Annotated in this window: 20 protein-coding genes; 7 read left to right on the top strand and 13 right to left on the bottom strand. The window is 44.9% G+C overall.

Translation table 11 applies throughout. From position 1 onward, the window contains the following. Nucleotides 1-53 precede the first annotated feature (53 nt). From WKT12_RS00005 to WKT12_RS00050, 10 genes are all read right to left on the bottom strand, one after another. The gene (locus tag WKT12_RS00005) at nt 54-212 is read right to left on the bottom strand and encodes a hypothetical protein (protein WP_021970600.1); all 159 of its coding nucleotides are present in this window, start codon (nt 210-212) and stop codon (nt 54-56) included. Between the two features lie 61 nt (nt 213-273). Further along, nucleotides 274-942, bottom strand: coding sequence for a hypothetical protein (locus WKT12_RS00010; RefSeq protein WP_340318411.1), 669 nt, complete (start codon nt 940-942; stop codon nt 274-276). Then, the gene (locus WKT12_RS00015; protein WP_340318599.1) at nt 923-1,690 is read right to left on the bottom strand and encodes a metallophosphoesterase family protein; all 768 of its coding nucleotides are present in this window, start codon (nt 1,688-1,690) and stop codon (nt 923-925) included. Before WKT12_RS00015 ends, WKT12_RS00010 begins: the two co-directional genes overlap by 20 nt. 249 nt (nt 1,691-1,939) lie before the next feature. Next, entirely contained in the window at nt 1,940-3,076 is a 1,137-nt protein-coding gene (locus WKT12_RS00020) for an aldose epimerase family protein (RefSeq protein WP_340318412.1), read from the bottom strand. A 670-nt stretch (nt 3,077-3,746) separates the two neighbouring features. After that, nucleotides 3,747-4,478, bottom strand: a complete 732-nt coding sequence (locus WKT12_RS00025; RefSeq protein WP_340318413.1) for a LytR/AlgR family response regulator transcription factor — start codon at nt 4,476-4,478, stop codon at nt 3,747-3,749. Between the two features lie 3 nt (nt 4,479-4,481). After that, complete coding sequence (locus WKT12_RS00030) at nt 4,482-5,546, bottom strand: sensor histidine kinase (RefSeq protein WP_340318414.1); 1,065 nt, start codon at nt 5,544-5,546, stop codon at nt 4,482-4,484. A gap of 150 nt (nt 5,547-5,696) precedes the next feature. After that, nucleotides 5,697-6,917: an ABC transporter permease gene (locus WKT12_RS00035; protein WP_021970699.1), complete on the bottom strand. Its 1,221-nt coding sequence runs from the start codon at nt 6,915-6,917 to the stop codon at nt 5,697-5,699. A 43-nt stretch (nt 6,918-6,960) separates the two neighbouring features. After that, a complete protein-coding gene (locus tag WKT12_RS00040) occupies nt 6,961-7,707 on the bottom strand; it encodes an ABC transporter ATP-binding protein (RefSeq protein ID WP_340318415.1) in 747 nt (248 codons plus the stop codon). A gap of 26 nt (nt 7,708-7,733) precedes the next feature. Beyond that, nucleotides 7,734-8,966: an efflux RND transporter periplasmic adaptor subunit gene (locus WKT12_RS00045; protein ID WP_340318416.1), complete on the bottom strand. Its 1,233-nt coding sequence runs from the start codon at nt 8,964-8,966 to the stop codon at nt 7,734-7,736. Nucleotides 8,967-8,977: 11 nt separating this feature from the next. Next, nucleotides 8,978-10,321 (bottom strand): TolC family protein, encoded by a 1,344-nt coding sequence (locus tag WKT12_RS00050; protein WP_340318417.1) that lies wholly within the window; start codon nt 10,319-10,321, stop codon nt 8,978-8,980. A 147-nt stretch (nt 10,322-10,468) separates the two neighbouring features. On the opposite strand from WKT12_RS00050, the gene WKT12_RS00055 reads away from it, so the two are divergent. Genes WKT12_RS00055 through WKT12_RS00065 form a run of 3 tightly spaced genes read left to right on the top strand, consistent with a single transcriptional unit; the run spans nt 10,469 to nt 13,397 of the window. Continuing rightward, nucleotides 10,469-10,699: a DUF4492 domain-containing protein gene (locus tag WKT12_RS00055; protein ID WP_021970703.1), complete on the top strand. Its 231-nt coding sequence runs from the start codon at nt 10,469-10,471 to the stop codon at nt 10,697-10,699. Between the two features lie 12 nt (nt 10,700-10,711). Continuing rightward, complete coding sequence (locus tag WKT12_RS00060) at nt 10,712-12,211, top strand: cytochrome ubiquinol oxidase subunit I (protein WP_340318418.1); 1,500 nt, start codon at nt 10,712-10,714, stop codon at nt 12,209-12,211. A gap of 34 nt (nt 12,212-12,245) precedes the next feature. After that, nucleotides 12,246-13,397 carry a cytochrome d ubiquinol oxidase subunit II gene (locus WKT12_RS00065; RefSeq protein WP_340318419.1) on the top strand — a complete coding sequence of 384 codons (1,152 nt, stop codon included), beginning with the start codon at nt 12,246-12,248 and terminating at the stop codon, nt 13,395-13,397. A 172-nt stretch (nt 13,398-13,569) separates the two neighbouring features. Here WKT12_RS00065 and WKT12_RS00070 read toward each other — a convergent pair whose 3' ends face one another. The 3 genes from WKT12_RS00070 to ispE form a co-directional block, all read right to left on the bottom strand. Then, nucleotides 13,570-14,088 (bottom strand): hypothetical protein, encoded by a 519-nt coding sequence (locus tag WKT12_RS00070; protein WP_340318420.1) that lies wholly within the window; start codon nt 14,086-14,088, stop codon nt 13,570-13,572. A 112-nt stretch (nt 14,089-14,200) separates the two neighbouring features. Further along, nucleotides 14,201-15,850, bottom strand: a complete 1,650-nt coding sequence (locus WKT12_RS00075; protein WP_340318600.1) for an RluA family pseudouridine synthase — start codon at nt 15,848-15,850, stop codon at nt 14,201-14,203. A gap of 7 nt (nt 15,851-15,857) precedes the next feature. Further along, complete coding sequence (ispE, locus tag WKT12_RS00080; RefSeq protein ID WP_340318421.1) at nt 15,858-16,685, bottom strand: 4-(cytidine 5'-diphospho)-2-C-methyl-D-erythritol kinase; 828 nt, start codon at nt 16,683-16,685, stop codon at nt 15,858-15,860. Between the two features lie 191 nt (nt 16,686-16,876). Between ispE and dnaB the strand changes: the two genes are divergently transcribed. From dnaB to WKT12_RS00100, 4 genes are all read left to right on the top strand, one after another. Further along, entirely contained in the window at nt 16,877-18,439 is a 1,563-nt protein-coding gene (dnaB, locus tag WKT12_RS00085; protein ID WP_021970709.1) for a replicative DNA helicase, read from the top strand. 156 nt (nt 18,440-18,595) lie between these two features. Further along, nucleotides 18,596-21,058 (top strand): phenylalanine--tRNA ligase subunit beta, encoded by a 2,463-nt coding sequence (gene pheT / locus WKT12_RS00090; RefSeq protein ID WP_021970710.1) that lies wholly within the window; start codon nt 18,596-18,598, stop codon nt 21,056-21,058. Nucleotides 21,059-21,104: 46 nt separating this feature from the next. Continuing rightward, complete coding sequence (locus WKT12_RS00095; RefSeq protein WP_021970711.1) at nt 21,105-21,842, top strand: YebC/PmpR family DNA-binding transcriptional regulator; 738 nt, start codon at nt 21,105-21,107, stop codon at nt 21,840-21,842. 113 nt (nt 21,843-21,955) lie between these two features. Beyond that, nucleotides 21,956-22,201 carry a TIGR03905 family TSCPD domain-containing protein gene (locus WKT12_RS00100; RefSeq protein ID WP_021970712.1) on the top strand — a complete coding sequence of 82 codons (246 nt, stop codon included), beginning with the start codon at nt 21,956-21,958 and terminating at the stop codon, nt 22,199-22,201. Nucleotides 22,202-22,233 lie beyond the last annotated feature (32 nt).

A 22,233-nucleotide genomic window follows, 5' to 3' on the forward strand; every position in this document is an offset into this window, starting at 1 on the left:
TTCATATAGGAAGAAAGTTTATAAAGAGATTATTTTTGAGTGTCTGTATTTTTTTAATGCGTGCATAGTGAAACAATCCACCATGCCAGGTTCAGTATGATGATACCGCCTACTATGGCATAAATTGTCCGTGCAAGCATCTTTTTGTTATCTGACTTATATTCATCTGTTTCATTTTCGTTTTGCATGTTACTGAGCTGTGGTATTATCATATTCGTCTTGTTTGTTTATTACTAAAATGTACGATTCTGATAAATACTGCGTGCCGGCAGGTTATTTTTGTCTGTTTTTAAACAATTGTACTTTGGCTCCGAACGAAAAGCGTAGTATATCTTTCATTGTCAGACTCTTGTTTGTAGCCTTGCTGATAATATACAATTCGCAACTGCTCACCTCATAAAACAAGGAAATATGCTTTACTATACTGTGCTTCAGGTTGAAGTTCAGTCGTTGTCCTACAAATATATACGGACGAATCTTCGTACTGAAATTGTAATAACGGTTAGGGTATCGTCCGGGTTCCTTTTCCCAGAACTCTTCTCCGGCTATAGTCGTGAGATACAGTCCGCAATAAAACGGTTCCAGTGCCCAGTGTTCGCCAAAACTCATACTCCACGGAATATAGTTTTGCTTTATAGTCAGTGTAAAAAGAAAGTCGGTAGCATATTTGGCAGGCAGATAACCTATCAGGAAGTCGGTTTCCCACTGTCGGCGTTTGCCGTAATCCCAGCCTACACCGGCCGACATTACACCCATTCCTCCTGCATATTGTATTTTTGCATGAGTCGGTTTCAGCCTTTCCCAGCCCTCATATTTCAGATGCACTCGCTTGTCCCAGCGTTTGGGAGCTGGCAATTCTTCCGTTTCGTCGGTTATGCCGAACAGGTTAAGGGGAGCAGCCAGCAGTGCAGTCAGCAGATATTTAGAAATTGACCAGCTCATAGTTGTATTCATTTTTTTTGATTGTAAAATATACATAGTTTCTTTTGTTGATGGAAGGAGCAGAATAGTACATGGTGCCGTCTTCGAATATATCACTTTCCGAGAAGCTGTGTATGTGTCCGTATATGCAGAATTGCAGAGAAGGGAATTGCGAAATGCAATACTGGAAGACTCTTGCGATATTATTGTTGAATTGTTCGGAGCGGGGAGGAGCGTGCATGGCAACTACCGTCTTGCTTGCCTGAGAAGGAAAGTTCTGTAGTTCATGCTCTAAAAAAGAAAAGTCGGGTACGGCTTCCGAGTAATCAAACTCCAGAGCGTTGGTGTTGAGGCATACAAAACGCACATTTCCGGCTGTAAATGCAAAGTTTTCATCGCCGAAAATAGTGTTGAATACCTCCTTGCCTGTAGCCAGACAGTCGTGATTTCCCAGCAGGCATACATAGGGGACGCTCAGGCGGTTCAGAATATCGCGCTGTTTTTCAAATTCCATTTTCATGCCGAAGTCGGAAAGGTCGCCGCAATGTATCACGAAATCCACATCATTACGTTCGTTGATAGCATTTACGGCATCTTCCGTTTCATCATACCAGCGCTGTGTGTCGCTGATAAGGACAAACGAAAACTCTTCCTTTCCGTTCAAGTTTGCTTCAATGGTCTGTATGTTTTTCCGGTTAATGTCTGTATCTCCCTTTATATTCAGGTCGTAGGGATGATATTCTATCATGTCGCACCCGTTTGTCAGCATCGTAAGACCAGCAAGTGCCAGTGCGGCAAATGTGGAGTGTAAGATGCTGTTGCATCGATTTTTAGTGGTCATATAATTATTCGTTTTCCTGTTTTTTCATGCAAATTTTGCCATAAAAAGTTGCATTTTATTTATTATTTTTTCAGAAAAACTGTTCTGATTCGCTGGGTGTGGTAAAAAAGAATATTTTATCTTCCTTTTAGAATAGGTCGGAACGGATGCTTGGCTTCTTTCTGTCCGGATGCTCAATTAGTCTGTAGTAAACTTATACACCGTATGACTCTGGAAAACTTCACCAGGCCTTAGCGTGGTAGAGGGGAATTGTGGATTGTTCGGACTGTCCTGAAAGTGGCAGGTTTCAAAGCATACAGCTCCTCGGAACGGGTAACAAATGTCATTTTTCCCTTTCACTTTTCCTTTCAGTCCGTTGCCCGTATAGATATGAACAGCAGGTTCGGTAGTATAGATTTCCATTTTTCGTCCGCTGTTTTCGTCGTATATCCAGACGGCAGGTCGGCTGTCATCGCCCGGAGAACGGAGTGCCCATGCATGATCGTATCCGTTTACTACTTGCAATTGTCCATACTCATCGTTGATATGCCGACCTATGGCATGAGGTTGAGTGAAGTCCAGTGGCGTGCTTTTGACGGGCCATAATTCTCCTGTCACACATTTCTTTTTGTCATAAGGCGTAAAGTAGTCGGCATCCACCCACATAATCTGGTTTTCCACGCTGCTGTTCAGGTTACCCGACAGGTTGAAAAACGAATGATTGCACAGATTGATTACAGTTGGCTTGTCGGTAGTAGCTTCGTAGCGGATATCGAGTGCGTTGGCTTCGGTAACGGTATAGGTAAGTTTTACTTTCAGGTTTCCGGGAAATCCGTTTTCTCCGTCGGGAGAGAGGTAGGTCAGGGTGACAGAAGAAGGAGTGACCTGCTGCACTTTCCACATGCGGGCACCGAAATTCGGATCGCCTCCGTGTGCAGTATGCCCGTCGGTATGATTTGCCTGCAAGCAATATTCTTTTCCGTCGAGCACGTATCGTGCATGCAAGATGCGTCCGATATATCGTCCTACGGTAGCTCCATAATTCTGTGGCTGGCTGAGGTAACCGTTTATATCAGGAAATCCGCAGACGATGTCCTCCAGCTTACCGTTGCGGTCGGGCACCATGAGTGATACTACGCGTGCACCATAATTGGTGATACAGGCTTCCAGTCCGTTTTTATTGCTTATTTTGTATAAGGCGGTCTTTTCTCCGTTAACCTTTTGGCGGAAATCCTCCGACCGTAGTCCCGATGATGTGATGAATTTATTCCCGCTACAGGAATCTAAGATGCCGGCAAAAGCCAGACAGGCAAAGAAATATACAGTTCGTTTCATACGTGTTTATTTTTGAGTTTTGTTGCAAAGTTATGTTTTTGCCGGACTTATGGAATAGGTTCTATATATAAAAAGTAGAAAAGATAGGGAGATGATTGGAGGGACATGCAGACGTTTGCTTAAAAACGTGCAGACGTTTTTGGAAAATTTGTACAAACTTTCTGATTTTTTGTACAAATTTTCTTGAGATCTCCTGAGCTTTGTTTGGGCTTTGGGGCATGTTTCTGAAATTTTTGGAGAGATTATCGGGCAGGCGATATGAAACGGGTTGTAAAGGCTACGTGTCTTGTAGCTGATCAGTAGAAATGTTTAGATTTTTGTATAGTCTGTTGCGTTGGAACATATGGATAGGGAGTTTTTAAATGAATGTTTATGTCTGCCTTATGGTGAATAAATGTGAAATCCGTGTGACTTTGCTTGAAGGCTGCAATCGGCTGTTTTCATATGTAGGGAGGGCATAAAAAAGATACTCCCACTGAACACTATCAGTAGGAGTATCACAACACAAAAACTAAACTAGACTTAACTAAACTATTCAAATAAGAAGTTTCACAACTTCTGTTCTTATTATGTACTCTACAAATATAGAGGTTATATTTAGAAGTGACAAATGTTCGTTGGAAAAACTTTGAACAGGTCGGTAAAAAAAAGTTAAATAAACACGGTTCTTTCAAACAATATGTTCATTAACATAATTTTGGAGTTCCTGTTTGTAACTATCGGAGATCGGAATGTATTCTTTTCCGAAAACTATTCTTCCTTTGTCGATAACTTTTATCTTTTGCTTTTGGACAATAAACGACCGGTGCACGCGGATGAACTTGTCTGCGGGGAGTTTTTCTTCCATGGCGCGCATACTTACCAGTGAAAGTATGGGGCGCTCTTCTCCTTCCAGATGAATTTTTATGTAGTCCTTCAGACCTTCTATATACAATATCTTGTTCAGTTCAATTTGTATCAGCTTGTAATCACTTTTTACATAAATGTAGTTTTTCTTGTTATCGTCTGCTGTTTCGGAGTTCTGCTTGACTGCCTTTTGTTGAAGCTCAAACCATCCGACAGCCTTGTTTATTGCTTCCATAAAATCGGAGTAACTGATTGGCTTCAGCAGGTAGTCGAGTGCGTTTACCCGATAGCCGTCGAGTGCATACTGGTCGAAGGCGGTAGTAAAGATGATTCGGGTATCTTTCGGAACCATGCGTGAAAACTCCAGTCCGCTAAGTTCGGGCATCTGGATATCCAGGAAAAGCACGTCAACCGGATGCTCTGGCAAATATTTCATGGCTTGTATTGCACTGGAATAACTTCCCGAAAGTTCCAGAAAGGAAGTCTTCTTTATGTAACTCTCCAATAGTCCTAAAGCTAATGGTTCATCGTCGACAATGGCACATCTTAAGTTCATATTTTAGTCTTTTTTAGATTGATGGTTCAGATAGATTGTAATGTTGGAAAGATACTCCTTTCCATCGTCGGATACATGTCTGTCCCATTTGTAGGATTCGGGATAAATCAGTTCCAGACGTTTTTTCACTTGCTCCAGTCCGATGCCGGAACCACTTTTGTCGGCTTCGGTTTTCGGGTGATTACTGTTGCGTATCGTACACGTTATTTTATCGTTGTCTTCCGAAATGGTGATGCTGATAAAGCTGGGTTCCACGGGAGAGATGCCGTGCTTGAATGCATTTTCAATCAGCGATATGAATATCAGGGGAGCTATGGGTGTCTGACTTTGAGGCTTGATGTTGAATTGTGTCTGTATGTTTACCCGCGCCGATACGCGGATGCGCATCAGTTCGATATAGTTGCATATGAAGTCAATTTCCTTTTTCAGCGGGACGAACATTTGCTGATTGTCGTATAGTACATAGCGCAACAGTTTGCTTAGTTCCTGTACGGCCTGTTGTGCTTTTTCAGAATCGAAGGCAATCAACGCATAAATATTGTTCAGCGTATTCAGCAGGAAGTGAGGGTTGAGCTGGTTTCTCAGGTTTTTCAGTTCTGCTTCCGTACGGCTTTTTACAGCTTCCCGACGTTCTGCCTCGGCTTCGCTCCAGCGTTTACTCATGCAGATGGCCACGCTCAGTCCGGCAGAGAATATCAGACTTGCCAGATCGCGCAGATAAAAGATGTATACTGGTGGTACAGGTCGGTCGTCGGGCGGGGGAGGACAGTTCAGGTTGTTCCAGTAGCGCAGCCCGATTGTCATGACTGCAATGACTATTGAATTCACGAATATGAACCGTTTGGTCTGGCCGTGAAAGAGAATATGCGGAGTGAAAAGAAAATAATTCAGATAAAAGATGACAAAGAGAGAGGCAGGAACAATGCAGTGATGTATGAATTCTTGCCACTTTATGGAACCGTCACTGTTTTGTGTAAAGAACAGTGGAAAGGTGAAAAAGAGTCCCCAGCAAATAGTGTGGATCAAAATTTCGAGTGAACGGTGAGTCGTATAAGTGAGCTGTTTCATAGGTTGTGTGGTCAGTGAGCAAAAGTAATCAAAAAACTTTAAAAAGTCCGGCTGCTTAGCAATACTTTTATTGCCATAGGCAGCCGGACAAGGAAACCAAAGTTATGAAGAACAAAGTTATAAAAATGAACTTTCACAAGCTCATTATCGTTATTCGTATCTTAATGCTTCGATAGGATCAAGATCGGCGGCTTTCTTAGCCGGATACCATCCGAAGAAAACACCTGTAAGCGTACATACAGCAAACGAAAGCAATACACTCCAGGGCTGGATGAATACAGGCCAGTGTGCTACAGTCTTTATTACGAAACTTGCTCCGCAGCCCAGTATTACTCCGATCAATCCTCCGGTAATACTTATTAATATAGATTCGATGAGGAATTGCGACAAGATATCAATGCCTCGCGCTCCTACCGACATTCGAAGTCCGATTTCACGTGTACGTTCGGTGACGGACACATACATGATATTCATAATTCCGATACCACCTACTACCAGCGAGATTCCTGCTATACATGCCAGCAAGGTAGTCATCAGGTCGGTTGTCGTATTCAGCATGGAGCTTAGTTCCTGTTGCGTACGGATGGTAAAGTCGTCATCGTCGGTAGCTTTCAGCTTATGTACACGACGCAGGGTAGCGGATATTTCGTCGACAGCTTCTTCGGTCATGTCTTCGGTCAGTGCCGAAGCAAATATTCCGCTCAGGTACGTTTGTGCCAGCAAACGTTTCATTACGGTAGTATAAGGAGCCAGTACCACATCATCCTGGTCCATACCCATTGAGTTGTATCCTTTCGATTTCAGGACACCTATTACGCGGAAAGGTATTTTGTTGCATCGTATTACTTTTCCTATCGGGTCGGTTCCGTCGGGAAAAAGATTATCTACAATTGTTTTTCCGATGACACATACTTTCGCAGCTGTACGTATATCGTTTTCGCTGAACATTTCTCCCTCTTCTACGGTGAGCTGGCGGATTTTCAGATAATCGATGCTGACGCCGCTTACCGAAGACGGATAGTTGTTCGAACCCGCAATCAGCTGTCCGGAAGAGGAAACATCCGGACTGATAGCCGAAAGATACATACACTCGTCGCGCAGTGTCTCGTAATTTTCCAGTTTCAAGGTCTGCATGGACGATGGATCCTGGCGGACACCTCCTCGCATTTCAGCTCCCGGGTGAATCATAATCATGTTCGAACCCATTTCCGAAATCTGCTTCTGTATGCTTCGCTTTGAACCTTGTCCGATGGCGAGCATTGCAATGACAGAAGCTACTCCGATGATGATGCCGAGCATGGTAAGAAATGCACGAAGCTTGTTGTTGGCTAATGCACGGAAGGCTATTTTAAAAAGATTTGTTCCATTCATGTTACTAATAGAATTTAATAATTATGACTGACTATAAGGCCGATCAGTCTTCGTCATTTTTCGGCAGGGCAGCCAGCGCATCTGCTGCCGACAGAATGTGATTGTTTACCTTATCTTCTATTATATGTCCGTCGCGCAGTCGGATATTCCGGCTGCTGTATTGCGACAATTCCGGATTGTGGGTAACGAAGATGATGGTACGTCCTTCTGCATGTAGCTTTTGAAACAGTACCAGTATCTCGAAAGAAGTACGTGTATCGAGGTTACCTGTCGCTTCGTCGGCCAGAATTACAGCCGGATTGTTGACCAGTGCACGGGCAATGGCTACACGTTGCATCTGTCCTCCGGACATCTGGTTCGACTTGTGTTCCAGTCGGTCGCCCAGTCCTACCGCAATCAGTGCTTCAACAGCCCGGCGCCGGCGTTCGGCTGCGCTGACAGCCGAGTTGTACATCAGCGGAAGTTCTACATTTTCTACGGCTGTAGTCTTTGGAAGCAGGTTGTAGTTCTGAAAAACAAAGCCTATCTTGCGGTTACGCAATACAGCCCGCTGGGGTTTGCTCATGGTTCTTACGGAAACTCCGTCCAGCAGATATTCTCCGCTTGTAGGCGTGTCCAGGCATCCTAAGGTGTTCAGCAAGGTAGATTTTCCTGAACCGGAAGTTCCCATAATCGTGACAAACTCTCCTTCGCAGATGGAAAATGATATGCCTCGCAGTGCATGTACGGTTTCATCGCCCACCTGGAAGTTTCGTTTGATATTTTGTAATTCTATGACAACTTTACTCATGATGTATTATCTGTATAGAATTGTTTTTAGTTATTCTCTTTATTTTTGTTTTTGTTATTACCTCGAGGTCCAGGCATGAACGGGCTGCGTTCGCCTTCTCCTTCACTCGAAGTCATTTCCGACATGCTACTGGCTACAACGGCTTCGGTAACGATATTTGTTCCTTCACTGATACCTTCCAGAATTTCTGTGTGTGTACCGTCGCTGATGCCTGTTTTTACCGGATGTGCTACGAAAGTATTATTTTCCAGTGTCCATACTTTATGTTCTCCCTGACAGTTTTTGATGCTTCGTCCGCCTGCTATTTCTTTATTCGGAGAGAAGCGCAGTGCCTTAGACGGAACAACCAGTACATTGTCGCGAGTCAGTGTGTAGATGGTTACATTGGCAGTAAGACGCGGTTTCAGCTTCAGTTCAGGATTGTCGGCTGTAATGACGACTTCGTATGTTACGACAGTTTCGCTTGTTGTCGATGTGCTGCTGCTACTTGAACTGCTGTTTGTACTACCCAGACGTACCTGACGTACTTCTCCTTCGAACACATCATCCGGATAAGCGTCGACGGTAAAGGTAACACGTGCTCCCTCTGTAACACCGGCGATGTCGGCTTCATCAACATCGGCTACCACCTGCATCTTGGTCAGATCGGCAGCGATGGTGAACAATGTCGGAGTTTCGAAGCCAGAAGCTACGGTCTGTCCTTCTTCTACATCCTTGCTGGTTACGATACCGTCAATCGGTGAAGTAATGGTAGCATAAGAAAGGTTGCGTTCTGCTTTGGCAAGTGCGGCTTTGCTTTGTTCGTATGTACTGCGTGCACGCTGGTAATTGTATAATGATTCTTCGTAGTCTGTGTCGCTGATAAGTTGTTTCTTGTGTAATTTCTCGTTGCGGTCGTATAATTTTTTCTGATATTCATATTCGGCTTTGGCGCCGTCGTATGTAGCTTGCGCTGACTGGAGATCACTCGAAAGAGTTACTTTATCCATCTCGGCAATGACTTCACCTTCCTTTACTACGGAGTTATAGTCTACATATATCTTATCGATGATACCTGAAACCTGGGTACCGACTTCTACCTCTGTTACCGGCTCTATGGTTCCTGTTGCGGTAATCGAGTTGCTTACATTTCCTTTCTGTACCTGTTCGGTTGCAAAGTCTACTTTGTTTTTAGCTTTTGTTCCACCGAATATCCAGCATCCTCCGGCCACTACAATAATGACAGCCGCTGCGATGATGATTGTTTTCTTACTCTTCATATTTCAAGTTTTTATAGTTCAATTTTATTGCCTGCATAGAAATTAAGCAGTGTACGGTTTAAGATTGCCATGTATTTGGCTTGAACGCGCTGCTGCTGTGCGCTGAGCAGGTTGTTCTTTTCGGTAAGAAGTTCTACGGTATTTTTCATACCCAGGTTGAATTGCTCGCTTACCATATCGAAGCTTGTCTGACTGCTTTCCAGCTTGCTTTCGGCAGCCGCATATTGTTGCTGTGCATTCAGCGCATCCAGCCATAAGGTTTCGATGGTGCTGTATAGCTCTTTCTGCTTGTTAACCAGTTCATACTGGCTGTCGCTGTATTGCAGTCGTGCCTTCTGCACGTTACTTTTGTTCTGACGGTTATCGAATATTGGAATGCTCAAGCTGATTCCTACCATGTTGTTCCAGCCATATTTCATTTGTTGTGCCCAGTTGTTTGTGCTGGCTGTATTTGTTGTACTTGAGCTGGAAGCCGACAAACTGATAGTAGGATAATAACCGGCCTTGGCTGTGGATATAGCCAGTTTGGCATTTTCAATACTCAACTTGCTGCTCTGAATTTCAGGACGGGTTGTCAGGGCTGTCTGGTAAATGTCTGCTTGACTGGGCAATACTTGCATCACATGTTCGTCGTCCAGCGTAGGGAGTGAAAGTTTCATTTCGGCAGTGCCGTCCAGTTCCAGCAGTTGCTTTAGCTGTAACTTGTAGGAACGTAAGGAACTTTCGGCGGTTACCACCTGATATCTGTCGTTGCTGACTTGTGCTTCCAGTTGGGCAAGATCCGCTTTCGAGATACTTCCTTCCTTAAACAGCTCTTCTGCCCGGTGAAACGTTGCTTCGCTGACCTCCAGTGTATTCTTGTTGATGCTGATTGATTCGTCAGCATACAGAATCTGGATAAACAGCTTGGTGATTTCTTCCTGCAGGTTATTTTCCGTTTCGTTTACGGCAAGTCCTGCAATATCCCGGTTTGTTTTCTGCTGTTTGATGTTGTTAAGTCGTTTGCCTCCGTTCCAGAGTGTCCACTGAGCGTTGAGGCTATAGTTTCCATTGTAGGTTGTCTTATTGTCACTGGTAATGATTTCCGTACCACTTACCGTTGCACTCTGCTCCTGATAGGGTCGGTTCACTACATTGTGTCCGGTGCTGAACGACAGACTGGGGAAAAGACTTGCCTTTGCACTCTTTATGTCTATTTCGCTTTCTTGCAACGATATTTTATTCTGTTGCAGCTGAATATTCTTTTCGAGTGCATAATTGATGCAATCTTCCAATGTCCATTCTTTCTCTTCCTGGGCGTAAAAAGGAGAGGCGGCCGAAAGAATTGCGATAAAACATAGTGCTCGTTGTTTCATATTCTGTTTATTTAATTTTGACGCTACAAAAATACATGTTGTTATATAGAGGTTCAAATGAATTAGATTAATGCTGATTTTATCAGGACAAAGGCTTGCTTTTTACCGATAAAAGACTTTTCTTTGTAATCATTATAAAAATAAACTATGATTAAAAAACATATCATTCATATTTGGGAGTTCTATCGGGACGGCTTCCGGGGCATGACGCTTGGACGTACTCTTTGGTTACTTATACTGATAAAACTCTTTATCATGTTCTTTATTCTGAAACTGTTTTTCTTTCCCTCCTTTTTAAAAGGAAAGACCAGCGAGGAAAAACAGGAGTACGTAGGTTCGGAGCTTATAAATCGTTCAACTGATTCAATAACTAAATAAAAACGAAAACTTATGTTAGAAAGTATTGACACATCGATGGTCGACTGGTCGAGAGCCCAGTTCGCCTTGACTGCCATGTATCATTGGCTATTTGTGCCGCTTACGTTGGGCTTGGCTGTTATTATGGGATTAATGGAAACGCTTTATTATGTTTCCGGAAATGAATTTTGGAAGCGGACGGCTAAGTTCTGGATGAAGTTGTTCGGAATAAACTTTGCCGTGGGAGTTGCCACCGGACTGATTCTGGAATTTCAATTCGGTACCAACTGGAGCAATTACTCGTGGTTTGTAGGAGATATATTTGGAGCTCCGCTGGCTATTGAAGGTATTGTCGCTTTTTTTATGGAAGCAACTTTTATTGCTGTCATGTTCTTTGGCTGGAATAAAGTGAGCAAGAAGTTTCATTTGGCTTCTACTTGGCTGACAGGACTGGGAGCAACTTTTTCTGCCTGGTGGATTCTGGTTGCCAATTCATGGATGCAATATCCGGTAGGTATGGCATTCAATCCCGAAACGGTACGTAACGAAATGGTCAGTTTCGCTTCAGTAGCTTTTTCGCCTGTGGCTGTAATGAAATTCATGCATACTGTACTTAGCAGTTGGATACTGGGAGCGGTATTTGTTATCGGCGTCAGTGCATGGTATTTGTTGCGTAAGCGTGAAAAGGAATTTGCTGTAGCCAGCATCAAAATTGCAGCTGGAGTAGGATTGTTTGCTGCATTGGTTACGGCTTTCTCCGGTGACAAGTCGGCCTATCAGGTTGCCAAATATCAACCGATGAAGCTGGCAGCTATGGAAGCTCTTTATGACGGAGGAACTCATGAGCCGCTTACAGTAGTGGGCAGCCTCAAGATTCCAGAAATGCTTTCGTATCTTGCTACTCACGATGCAGCCGGATATGTTCCGGGAATAAACGATCTGCTGTTGGGCGGATATACGCTCCCCGACGGATCGAAAGCTCTTTCTGTTAACGAAAAAATAGAGAAGGGAAAAGTAGCCATTAAGGCTCTTTCCGATTTCCGTCAGGCAAAAGAAGAAAAAAATGAAGAAGGTATGCAGCGTGCGCGTCAGGTGCTGGATGAAAATATGCCTTATTTCGGATATGGATATATAAAGGATCCTAATTCGATTGTGCCGAACGTATGGTTGTCTTTCTGGTCGTTCCGTGTAATGGTTGGTCTGGGAATGTATTTTATTCTTTTCTTTATTGTCATTCTATTCTTGTCGTGGAAACATCAGTTGTCGAAAGCCAGTTGGCTGCATTGGGTAGCTCTCTGGAGCATTCCATTGGCTTATATTGCCAGTCAGGCGGGATGGGTTGTTGCCGAAGTTGGGCATCAGCCGTGGGCAATTCAGGATTTACTTCCGGTGAATGCTGCCATTTCCAGACTGGAAACCGGCTCTGTGCAGACAACCTTCTTTATATTCCTGATCATGTTTACCGTGTTGTTGATTGCAGAAATCGGCATTATGCTGAAAGCTATCAAGAAGGGACCGGAGGAAGTACAATAATAATCAATCAACCATTGCTTAAATCATAGAAATTATGGATACTACATATATATTTTTACAGAACTATTGGTGGTTCCTGGTGTCCTTGCTGGGAGCATTGTTAGTATTTCTGTTGTTCGTACAAGGAGGAAACTCACTATTGTTCCGTCTGGGACGGACTGAAGAAGAGCGTACATTGCTGGTAAATTCTACCGGACGCAAATGGGAGTTTACGTTTACTACACTGGTTACTTTCGGAGGAGCTTTCTTTGCATCTTTCCCGTTATTCTACAGTACCAGCTTTGGAGGTGCTTACTGGTTGTGGATGATTATTCTGTTCAGCTTCGTGTTGCAAGCTGTTTCTTATGAATTCCAGTCGAAATTAGGTAATCTTCTGGGTAAACGTACCTATCAGTATTTTCTGGTGATAAACGGAATTGTAGGACCTGTATTGCTGGGTGCAGCCGTTGCGACCTTTTTCAACGGTTCAAACTTCATTGTCCGGAAGGCAAACATGACCAACGAAATGATGCCGGTTATCAGTCGGTGGGCAAACGGCTGGCACGGGCTGGATGCTTTTACCGATCCGTGGAACCTGATTCTTGGGCTGGCAGTCTTTTTCCTGGCGCGTTTGTTAGGCAATTTGTATTTCATCAATAACATTCGCCATGAGGAACTGATTCTTCGCTGCCGCCGCCAGTTGATTTCAGATGCTGTACCCTTCCTGATATTCTTCCTGGCCTTTGTGATCCGTACTCTGCTGAAACATGGATTTGCCGTCGATCCGGCTACTCAGGCGATTGTAATGGAGCCGTATAAATACTTCCATAACCTGATGGATATGCCTCTTCTGCTGATTTTATTCTTGGTGGGAGTTATTGGAGTCTTGTTCGGCCTGATAAAAAGTATTCTCAGTACAACCTATACAAAAGGCATTTGGTTTGCAGGAATTGGAACAGTGCTTACCGTATTGGCATTGCTGCTGTGCGTAGGATATAATCATACGGCCTACTATCCATCTACGGCCGATTTGCAAAGTTCGCTGACACTCGCCAACAGTTGTTCCAGCAAGTTTACGTTTACAACCATGGCTTATGTTTCTATTCTTGTTCCATTTGTTTTGGCATACATCGTTTATGCTTGGAGAGCGATAGACAGAAAGCCGATAACGACGGAAGAAATGAAGGAAGACGACCACGCCTATTAAAAAGCTATTAGGCAGAGCGAAGTTGTAAGGACTCTGCCTGATCTAAATGCAGCATCGTCCGATCCTGAATGACAGGAGGGCAAAAAAGGAATCAGCCTCCGGTGAGAGATATATCCATCTTCATCGGAGGCTGATTCTTTATCAAATTTATAGGTCTTGCATTAAAGGAAATTTATTTCTGTGAAGCCGGACATCTGTCGCAAGATGCCGGAGCTTGTCCCATTTTTCCCTTAGGCTGCTGCGGGCACTGAGGATTTTTCATGCACGGGCGCTGAGCACGTTTGGAACCATTGTCCTTGAACAGAGCTTCTACCTGACGGATGTTTAAAACCTTTTTAAACTTCTTGTAATACGTTTCCTGCGTTTCAACAAGTTTCTTGCGGGCAGCGAAACGGTCTTGCATCATCTGGTCTATCTCGGCATCAGTCAGTTCTTTTTTCTCACCTTTTTGTAATTTCTTGCAGGCAGGCTTGCATTGCTGCATTGCTTCCAGATACTCTTTGTACAGCGGTGCGAATTTTGCAGCAGTTGCTTCGTCCAGAAGAAGACGTTGCTGTGCTTTTTTAACCTGCATTTCGATACGCTGTTCCGGTGTAAGTTTCTTGTCCTTCTGTCCCGGCTGTGCCAATATAATACCGCAACTCATCATGGTTGCCATCATCAGTGCTGTGAATAAACGTTTTGTTTTCATTGTTGTTGTAATTTTGGTTTATACTAAAAACTATTTTTAGCGCGCTTTCTGATGCTATGACACGACGCAGCCGAAAAGGTTTATCGGAAATAACAAATTTTAGTACTTTCGTCTATCCGAGCGAGAAGTCGGCTTCACGGCAGATTGTAATATCTTTTCCACTTACAGGATGTGTAAAACTCAGCTCTGCCGCATGCAGATACAGCCTGTCGGCACGTTTCCCGTACAGTTCGTCGCCCACGATTGGACACGACAGCCCCTGCTGGTGGGCAGCATGTACACGCAACTGATGTGTCCGTCCCGTAAGAGGGTAAAAGGCAATCAGTGTTTTTCCGTTTTTACGTTCCAGCACCTTGTAGCGAGTTACGGCAGGTTTGCCATGCTCAAAGCTTACCATCTGACGCGGCCGGTCGTGCAGATTCGGGCAAAGCGGCAGACTGATAACCCCTTCGTCGGTACTGACCGTTCCGGACAAGATGGCGGTATAGCGTTTTTTTATTTGTCTTCCGCTGAAAAGTGCTTGCAGTACTTGATGAGTATCTTTGTCTTTTGCAGCAAGCAACAATCCGGAAGTAGCCATATCAAGCCGGTGGACGAGCATGGGACCTGTGGCTTCCGGGTAACGTTCATGCAGAAACTGATATACCGAATTCAGCGCTTCCTTGCCGGGAACAGACAACATGCCGGCGGGTTTGTTCACTACGAGCAGCCACTCATCCTCGTAAACGATTTCGGGTTCCGTGTCTTTGTGTACATTCTCTGCCAGCGGATTCTTTGCCACTTGCAGTCCTATCAGCATATGCTTCAGGATAGGAGCGCACTTGCCCTTGCAGGAAGGGTAGAAGTGCCCTTCGTGCCTTACTTCTTCTTTCGGCGATTTGCCACACCAGAACTCTCCCATGGCAAGAGGCTTGAGCTGGTGCTGGTAAGCGTATTGCAGCAGTTTGGGCAGGGCACATTCGCCTGTTCCGGCAGGAGGAGTACCTTGCGGAGTATCTTTAAACAGTTCACACAGATCTTTTACTTCTCCTTTCGCATTCAGCATGCGGAACTGTTCGAACAACTTTTGCTGCAAGGCAGCAGAACGCGTCTTGCGCTCCTGTTTCAGTTGCCGGATAAGCTGCTCCTGATTTTCCAGTTCTTCCGCTTGTTGTTGCATCTCTTCCTTCAGCCTTTTTTCCAGACGCTTGTATTCTGCCTTCTGAAACTGGCTTTCACGAATCATGGCTTTCTGCTCTTCCTCGCCGGCACCTTCCGAACGCCGTTGCTCGCGTACGATTTTTGCCTCCTTCATCTGTTGTTTGGCATCAGCCAGCGTACGGTCTACCTGTGCCCGACATTCAGCCAGAGCCGTTCGCATCTCCGTCAACTGCCGACTGCTTTCCAGCTCCTTAATCCGTTTGTTTATGGCCGAGATATTTGCCTCTTCTATACGGAAGAAACCATCCGGCTGCAACAAGTCGTATACAGGAGGCACAAAAAAACTGTGCAGATTACTGCCCGCCAGATTTCCGGAGAAGGCAGCCAGATAACCGACTTTCCCCTCAGGTGTCTGCACAATCAGTACTCCGAACATTTTGCCTTCCGACAGTTCTTCCGTCCAGTCCGTCCGCGATGCCAGATAATCCTGAACCTCGCGGGCAGCCATGACAGTCAGTGGATGAGGAATATAGTGAAAAGGATAAGTAAATTCCGACGGAAGCTCTATTCCGTCGGAATCAAATGAAAGATAATGTATTTTATCGTCGATGAAATCTGCCATACAGAGATTATTCCAGTTCACGCTGACGGCAGAAACATTCGCCGAATTTTTCATCAACATTTTCTATTGCCTCCTTAAAGATACCATAGACAGCCGAGCCGGAACCGCTCATTGAAGCATAGAGAGCTCCCAGATCATACAGCTTGTCTTTGATAGCAGCAATCTCAGGATACTTTTGGAATACACTACATTCAAAATCATTCTTCATGCAGTCTTTCCATGTTTCCACCGGCTGTTTTGCTATTTCTTTCAGCGATACTTCCGGATGCTGAGGCTTGACCGCTGCATAAGCGTCGCGTGTAGCCACAGAAATATTCGGCTTCACAAGAACCAGATAATACCCTTTCAGAGAAAGCTCTATCGGTTCGAATATATTTCCGATGCCGGAAGCAAACACCGGTTTGTCCTTGATGAAGAACGTACAGTCGGCTCCCAGTCGGGCTGCGTACTCCTCCATTTTTTCTTCGCTCAGTCTAAGCTTGAACTTCTCATTCAGCAGTTTAATCATAAAGGCAGCATCCGACGAGCCACCTCCCAGTCCCGCACCAGTCGGAATATGCTTAAACAGATGAATATCTACAGGAAGCATTTCGTAATTCTCCGCTTTCAGCAGATTGTACGCCTTGATTACCAGATTATCTTCGGGCGCTCCTTCTATCAGCGTACCCGTAGTATGAAATTTGTAAGGTAAATCGGAGCCCTCCAGAAGGTTTACTTCCAGCGCATCTTGCAGCCTGATCGGGTAAAAAATAGTTTCCAGATTATGGTATCCGTCGGGACGTTTCTCCACGACGTTCAGTCCAAGGTTTATTTTAGCATTAGGAAAAGTAATCATATCGTTAAATTTTATTTCCTCAAAGATAATGCAAAGTTTTTAAAATCAGTTGGCATTTTTTCAAAAATATAGTTCGGCAGCAGGGAAAACGATACCGCATGTCGGCGATAAAAAAAGTTTGGTATGCCTGCCATAATGAAAATAAGAATCATTTTTTCTATCTTTGCGGAGTTAAAATCTAAAAGAGAGAAATGGCAGAAACGAGAAGAACTACCCGTGTTCCGAAGGCAACCAAGGCAAAGCCTGTTGATGAATACGGACATTTGCAGCCGCAGGCTCCTGAACTGGAGGAGGCTGTACTGGGAGCATTGATGATTGAAAAGGATGCATATTCGCTTGTCAGCGAAATTCTCCGTCCCGAATCTTTTTACGAACACCGCAATCAGTTGATATATGCAGCCATCACCGACCTGGCGATACAACAGAAACCGATTGATATCCTGACGGTGACAGAACAGTTGCGCTCACGTGGTGATCTGGATGAGGTGGGAGGACCTTTTTATATCACCCAACTTAGTGGAAAGGTAGCGTCTTCTGCCCATATCGAATACCATGCCCGCATCATCGCCCAGAAATTTCTGGCGCGCGAGCTTATCTCTTTCACCAGCAATATCCAGACAAAGGCATTCGACGAAACGCAGGACGTGGACGATCTGATGCAGGAAGCCGAAGGAAAACTCTTCGAAATTTCGCAGCAGAACATGAAGAAAGACTATACGCAGATTAATCCTGTCATTCAGGAAGCGTATGAAATGCTTCAGAAAGCAGCGGCTCGTACCGACGGTCTGAGCGGTTTGTCGAGCGGTTTCCACCAGCTTGACAAAATGACTTCCGGCTGGCAGAATTCCGACCTTATTATTATAGCAGCCCGTCCGGCGATGGGTAAGACGGCTTTCGTGCTCTCCATGGCAAAGAACATGGCGGTAAACAATAAAGTTCCCGTCGCTTTGTTCTCTTTGGAAATGAGTAACGTGCAGTTGGTGAACCGTCTGATTGTAAATGTCTGCGAAATCCCCGGTGAGAAAATCAAGAGCGGTCAGCTTGCTCCTTATGAATGGGGACAGCTCGACTACAAGATCAAGGAACTGTACGATGCTCCGCTCTATGTCGACGATACACCTTCACTGTCCGTCTTCGAGTTGCGAACCAAAGCACGCCGACTGGTACGCGAACACGACGTAAAGATTATCATCATCGACTACCTTCAGCTGATGAATGCCAGTGGTATGTCGTTCGGAAGCCGTCAGGAAGAAGTAAGTACTATCTCGCGTTCGCTAAAAGGACTTGCCAAGGAGCTGAACATTCCGATCATCGCCCTGAGTCAGTTGAACCGTGGTGTGGAAAGCCGTGAAGGTATCGACGGAAAGCGCCCGCAGTTGAGCGACTTGCGTGAATCGGGAGCCATCGAGCAGGATGCCGATATGGTATGCTTCATTCACCGTCCGGAGTATTATAAAATCTATACCGACGAAAAAGGAAACGACCTGCACGGCATGGCAGAAATCATCATCGCCAAGCATCGTAACGGTGCGGTAGGCGACGTGCTCCTGCGTTTCCGTGCCGAGTTTGCCCGCTTCCAGAATCCGGACGACGAAATGATTGTACCGATGCCCGGCGAGGAAAATGCAGCCCCGGTTCTCCGGTCAAAAATAAACAACGGCGGCGGAGGACAGTCGTTCGTTCCTCCTCCCGTGGAGATGGCTCCGCAACCCGAAAATCCGTTTGGAGGTCCGGTTCCGGATGTGCCGTTCTGATGTGCACTTCCGCATGACAGAAAGACCGGAAAGAGGGTAAAGGAGTGGGGTATCTGTCTTTGAGTGAACGTAAAAAACTCCTTGCACTCATATTCTATCCCAAATATTTATATTACATTTGCACGACAATTAAGAAATACATAAAACTATACATATATGAATATCTCGTATAATTGGCTGAAAGAATACGTCAACTTCGATTTGACACCCGATGAAGTGGCAGCCGCACTTACCTCCATAGGTCTGGAAACAGGCGAGGTAGAAGAAGTTCAATCTATAAAAGGAGGACTGGAAGGGCTTGTTATCGGCGAAGTGTTGACTTGCGAACCGCATCCAAATTCAGATCACATGCATATCACTACCGTAAACTTAGGACAGGGCGAGCCTGTTCAGATTGTTTGTGGAGCTGCTAATGTAGCTGCCGGACAGAAAGTGGTAGTGGCAACGCTCGGAACCAAGCTGTACGACGGCGACGAATGTTTCACCATCAAGAAGTCGAAACTGCGTGGCGTTGAGTCGAACGGTATGATTTGTGCTGAAGATGAAATCGGTATCGGTACAAGCCACGAAGGTATCATCGTGCTTCCTGCCGATGTTGTGCCGGGAACCCTTGCCAAAGATTATTATAATATCAAGAGCGATTACGTGCTGGAGGTAGATATTACTCCAAACCGTTCGGACGCCTGCTCACACTATGGCGTAGCACGCGACTTGTATGCATGGCTCATTCAGAACGGCCGTCAGGCAACCTTGAAGCGTCCTTCGGTTGATGCCTTCAAAGTAGACAATCACGATATGGACATCGATATCGTTGTTGAGAACACAGAAGCATGTCCACGCTACGCAGGCGTTGCCATCAAGAACGTAACGGTAAAGGAAAGCCCCGAATGGTTGCAGAACAAACTGCGTCTTATCGGTGTGCGTCCTATCAACAATATAGTCGATATTACCAATTACATCCTTCACGCATACGGTCAGCCGATGCACTGCTTCGATGCCGACAAGATTAAAGGCGGTAAGATTGTTGTAAAGACTTGTCCGGAAGGCACCAAGTTCGTTACACTGGATGAGGTAGAACGCAAGCTGTCCGACCGTGACCTGATGATTTGCAATACGGAAGAACCGATGTGTATTGCAGGTGTATTTGGCGGACTCGATTCTGGAACCACCGAAGCAACAAAAGATGTATTCCTGGAAAGTGCTTATTTCCACCCGACATGGGTACGTAAGACTGCCCGCCGTCACGGACTGAGCACCGATTCTTCTTTCCGCTTCGAACGTGGTATCGACCCGAACAATACCATCTATGCTCTGAAAGAAGCTGCCTTGCTGGTAAAAGAACTTGCCGGTGGCGAAATCGCTTCTGAGATAAAAGATAACTATCCGTCGCCGATTGCCGATTTCCCGGTAGAACTTTCTTACAACTATGTTAACGCTTTGATTGGAAAGGTTATTCCGGTAGAAACTATCAAGAGCATTGTAACCAGCCTCGAAATGAAGATTACCGGCGAAACTGCCGAAGGTCTGTCATTGCTGGTTCCGGCATATCGTGTAGACGTACAGCGTCCGTGCGACGTAGTAGAAGACATTCTCCGTATTTACGGATACAATAATGTAGAAATACCTACTTCTGTCAAGTCGAGTCTGAGCGTAAAAGGCGACGTTGACAAGTCGGTTAAACTTCAGAACCTCATTTCCGAACAGCTCGTTGGCTGTGGTTTCAATGAGATACTGAACAATTCGCTGACAGCCGCTGCCTATTATGACGGACTGGAAACCTACAAACCGGAAAATCTTGTCCGCCTGATGAATCCGTTGAGCAACGATTTGAACGTAATGCGTGCAACTTTGCTGTTCGGTGGTCTGGAAAGTATCCAGCACAATGCCAACCGTAAGAATGCCGACCTGAAGTTCTTCGAATTCGGTAACTGCTATCACTTCAATGCCGAGAAGAAGAATCCGGAGAAAGTTCTTGCTGCCTATTCAGAAGAACTGCATCTGGGCTTGTGGCTGACAGGAAAACGCGTAAGCAATTCTTGGGCACATCCCGATGAAAACAGCTCAGTATACGAGTTGAAAGCATACGTATTGAATATCTTCCGCCGTCTGGGAGTGAACTTTGGCGGACTGGTATTCGGAAACCTGACCGACGATATCTATTCTGTAGCCATTTCGGTACATACCCGTGGCGGAAAACTGCTGGCTACCTTCGGTATCATCCACAAGAAGATACAGAAAGCCTTCGATATCGACAATGAAGTTTACTATGCCGACCTGAACTGGAAAGAACTGATGAAGGCAATCAAGAACAACACTGTCTACTACAAAGAAATTTCCAAGTTCCCGGCTGTAAAACGTGACCTTGCACTTTTGATAGACAAGAAAGTACAGTTTGCCGAAATCGAGAAGATAGCTTACGAAACCGAAAAGAAACTTTTGAAGAACGTAGAGCTGTTTGACGTATACGAAGGCAAGAATCTGGAAGCAGGCAAGAAGAGCTACGCCGTAAGTTTCATGCTTCAGGACGAAAATGCTACCTTGAACGACAAGCAGATTGACAAGGTAATGCAGAAACTTATTACCAACTTGCAGAACAAGCTGGATGCAAAACTGAGATAAAAGAACATTATAACATATATAAAAAACATATTAAAACATAAATCCAATGGGAAGAGCGTTTGAATATAGAAAAGCTACTAAGCTGAAAAGATGGGGCCACATGGCTAAAACATTTACAAGACTGGGTAAACAAATTGCGATTGCTGTAAAGGCAGGCGGTCCGGAACCGGAAAACAACCCGACACTTCGTTCGGTTATCGCAACTTGTAAACGTGAAAACATGCCGAAGGACAACATCGAGCGCGCTATCAAGAACGCAATGGGTAAAGACCAGAGCGAATACAAGGGAATGACATACGAAGGATACGGTCCTCACGGAGTTGCCGTATTTGTTGATACTTTGACTGACAATACTACACGTACCGTTGCCGATGTACGTTCTGTATTCAACAAATTTGGCGGCAACCTGGGTACGACAGGTTCACTGGCGTTCCTGTTCGACCACAAGTGTGTGTTTACTTTCAAGAAGAAAGATGGAGTAGACATGGAAGAACTGATTCTCGATTTGATTGACTACAACGTTGAAGACGAATACGACGAAGATCCGGAAGAAGGAACTATCACAATTTATGGTGATCCGAAGAGCTATGCAGCTATTCAGAAACACCTGGAAGAGTGCGGTTTTGAAGATGTAGGTGGTGACTTTACTTATATTCCTAACGACCTGAAAGACGTAACTCCTGAGCAGCGTGAAACTATCGACAAGATGATAGAACGTCTGGAAGAGTTCGATGATGTTCAGACCGTGTATACAAACATGAAACCTGAAGAGGGCGAAGAATAATATATATTCATCATTCATTCCGGATAAAGCGGCAGCCTGACAGTGATAAGCTGTGAGGATACAAATGCCCGGCTTTGTCCGGAATGTCTTTTTATAACGCTTTATTTAACTCTATGAAGATTAATTACAGAACACAAGGCACATGCAGCAGCAATATCGAGGTAGAAGTAGAAAACGGCATCATTAATGACGTACATTTTACCGGAGGCTGCAACGGAAACCTGAAAGGCATCTGTTCGCTGGTTAAGGGAATGAAGGTAGACGACGTAATCAGCCGTCTGGAAGGTATTCACTGCGGAAGTAAAAGCACTTCCTGCCCCGATCAGTTGTGTAAGGCGTTGCGTGCCATGAATGCCTGATACCCCGTAGTCCGAAAAGTAAAACTCACTCT

It is taken from the genome of Phocaeicola sp. HCN-6420 (assembly GCF_037890145.1).
Taxonomy (GTDB): Bacteria; Bacteroidota; Bacteroidia; order Bacteroidales; family Bacteroidaceae; genus Phocaeicola.